Source organism: Planktothrix sp. (assembly GCF_046067725.1).
GTDB lineage: Bacteria > Cyanobacteriota > Cyanobacteriia > Cyanobacteriales > Microcoleaceae > Planktothrix.
The window spans coordinates 1-3,148 of sequence record NZ_JBJUDF010000310.1; the positions used below are offsets into that span (position 1 = coordinate 1).

The window sequence follows — 3,148 nt, forward strand, 5'->3', positions numbered from 1 at the left end:
GGCTGATGACTGGGGTGAAGTCGTAACAAGGTAGCCGTACCGGAAGGTGTGGCTGGATCACCTCCTTTTCAGGGAGACCTACTTCTGGAGAAGTGCCAATCCCAACAAAAACAAGCACTCACAGAAGTCATCCCAGGTCGGAGCTAGGAAAGAGAAAAAGAGACTTTCAAACGTAAACTAGGTTGGGAATGGGCTATTAGCTCAGGTGGTTAGAGCGCACCCATGATAAGGGTGAGGTCCCTGGTTCAAGTCCAGGATAGCCCACCTAAAATTAGTGTGGGGGTATAGCTCAGTTGGTAGAGCGCTGCCTTTGCAAGGCAGATGTCAGCGGTTCGAGTCCGCTTACCTCCACTAAAACAAAAAACAATCCAGCACTACGTCTAAGAAAAAGAGTAAATGCTGGGAATGTAACCAGCCAGAACCTTGAAAACTGCATAGAAGAATCAGAAGGGATCAAAAATGAAACCAAAACCGGGAGAAAAACCCGGGTCAATTTTGGTGTTCAGGAGTTCGGAAACGAACAGCGATTCAAACTCAAGAGAGAAAAAATTGGTCAAGATAGAAAGGGCTGACGGTGGAAACCTTGGCACACAGAGGCGAAGAAGGACGTGGCGACCGACGAAAAGCTCCGGGGAGCGGGAAGCAAGCAATGAGCCGGAGGTGTCCGAATGGGGCAACCCAAAAACAGCCCACTGAATCAATAGGTGGGCATGAGCGAACCGGGCGAACTGAAACATCTTAGTAGCCCGAGGAAAAGAAAGCAAAAGCGATTTTCCGAGTAGTGGTGAGCGAAAGGGAAACAGCCTAAACCAGTTGGTTTTCCGACTGGGGTAGTGGGACAGCAGAACTGGACTTAGAGAGTTAGACGAAGCAGATGAAACCTGCACCAGAGAAGGTGAAAGTCCTGTAGTCGAAAACTCAAAGAGCCAAGCTGAATCCCGAGTAGCACGGAGCCCGTGAAAGTCCGTGTGAATCAGCCTCGACCACGAGGTAAGGCTAAATACTCCTGTGTGACCGATAGAGAAACAGTACCGTGAGGGAAAGGTGAAAAGAACCCCGGGAGGGGAGTGAAATAGAACCTGAAACCGTCAGCTTACAAGCAATGGGAGTCCGATTAAACGGATGACCGTGTGCCTGTTGAAGCATGAGCCGGCGAGTTAAAGGCGATGGCAGGTTAAGACAGAAAATGTCGAAGCCCAAGCGAAAGCGAGTCTGAATAGGGCGAAGTCGTCATCGTTTTTAGACCCGAACCCGGGTGATCTAACCATGTCCAGGATGAAGCTTGGGTAAAACCAAGTGAAGGTCCGAACCGACCGATGTTGAAAAATCGGCGGATGAGGTGTGGTTAGGGGTGAAATGCCAATCGAACCCGGAGCTAGCTGGTTCTCCCCGAAATGTGTTGAGGCACAGCGGTTGTGGAAGAATCTGGGGGGTAAAGCACTGTTTCGGTGCGGGCTGGGAGACCGGTACCAAATCGAGACAAACTCTGAATACCCAGAGGTAAGCAACCAGTCAGACGGTGGGGGATAAGCTTCATCGTCAAGAGGGAAACAGCCCAGACCACCAGCTAAGGTCCCGAAATCATCACTAAGTGAGAAAGGAGGTGGGAATGCTCAGACAACCAGGAGGTTTGCCTAGAAGCAGCCAACCTTAAAAGAGTGCGTAATAGCTCACTGGTCAAGCGTTGCTGCGCCGAAAATGAAAGGGGCTAAGTGATGTACCGAAGCTGTGGAATACTGTATGTATTGGTAGGGGAGCGTTCTGGCGTAGGGAGAAGCATTAGCGAAAGCAGATGTGGACGAACCAGAAGTGAGAATGTCGGCTTGAGTAGCGAAAATGTAGGTGAGAATCCTACACCCCGAAACCCTAAGGGTTCCTCCGCACGGCTCGTCCACGGAGGGTAAGTCAGGGCCTAAGGCGAGGCTGAAGAGCGTAGTCGATGGACAACGGGTGAATAATCCCGTACCGTTGGTAAATTGGTCAAGGGAACGAAGCAGGTGTGGGCTAGCCGGAAGATGGTTACCGGTGCAACCGTACGAGGTGAAGAGGTCTGGAGAAAACAGACTGAGCTAAGGCGGGAGTCCGACCCTCCAAGGAGGGGAAGTAGAGAGCATCAAACTTCCAAGAAAAGCCTTAAAACCGTTAATTTATCAATGCCTGTACCCGAAACTGACACAGGTAGGGAGGTTGAGAAAACCAAGGGGCGCGAGATAACTCTCTCTAAGGAACTCGGCAAAATGGCTCCGTAACTTCGGGAGAAGGAGTGCTTACGAAAGTAAGTCGCAGTGAAGAGGCCCAGGCGACTGTTTACCAAAAACACAGGTCTCCGCCAACTCGAAAGAGGAAGTATGGGGGCTGACGCCTGCCCAGTGCCGGAAGGTTAAGGAAGTCGGTCAGGGGAAACCTAAAGCTGATGACCGAAGCCCCGGTGAACGGCGGCCGTAACTATAACGGTCCTAAGGTAGCGAAATTCCTTGTCGGGTAAGTTCCGACCCGCACGAAAGGCGTAACGATCTGGGCGCTGTCTCGGAGAGAGACTCGGCGAAATAGAATTGTCTGTGAAGATACGGACTACCTGCACCTGGACAGAAAGACCCTATGAAGCTTTACTGTAGCCTGGAATTGGGTTCGGGCTTCTCTTGCGCAGAATAGGTGGGAGGCTTTGAAGTCATCCTTGTGGGGATGATGGAGCCATCGGTGAGATACCACTCTAGAGAGGCTAGAATTCTAACTCATTCCCGTGAAGCCGGGAAGAAGACAGTTTCAGGGGGGCAGTTTGACTGGGGCGGTCGCCTCCTAAAAGGTAACGGAGGCGCGCAAAGGTTCCCTCAGAATGGTTGGAAATCATTCGCAGAGTGTAAAGGCATAAGGGAGCTTGACTGTGAGAGTGACAACTCGAACAGGGTGGAAACACGGCCTTAGTGATCCGACGGTACTGCGTGGAAAGGCCGTCGCTCAACGGATAAAAGTTACTCTAGGGATAACAGGCTGATCTCCCCCAAGAGTTCACATCGACGGGGAGGTTTGGCACCTCGATGTCGGCTCATCGCAACCTGGGGCGGAAGTACGTCCCAAGGGTTGGGCTGTTCGCCCATTAAAGCGGTACGTGAGCTGGGTTCAGAACGTCGTGAGACAGTTCGGTCCATAT

2 tRNA genes and 2 rRNA genes are annotated in these 3,148 nt (G+C 51.7%); all 4 read left to right on the plus strand.

Annotated elements, in window-relative coordinates:
- Positions 1–68, plus strand: a 16S ribosomal RNA gene (locus ACKPEB_RS19350); the annotation flags it as partial.
- A 122-nt stretch (positions 69–190) separates the two neighbouring features.
- Positions 191–264, plus strand: a tRNA-Ile gene (locus ACKPEB_RS19355).
- Positions 265–278: 14 nt separating this feature from the next.
- Positions 279–351, plus strand: a tRNA-Ala gene (locus ACKPEB_RS19360).
- Positions 352–551: 200 nt separating this feature from the next.
- Positions 552–3,148, plus strand: a 23S ribosomal RNA gene (locus tag ACKPEB_RS19365); the annotation flags it as partial.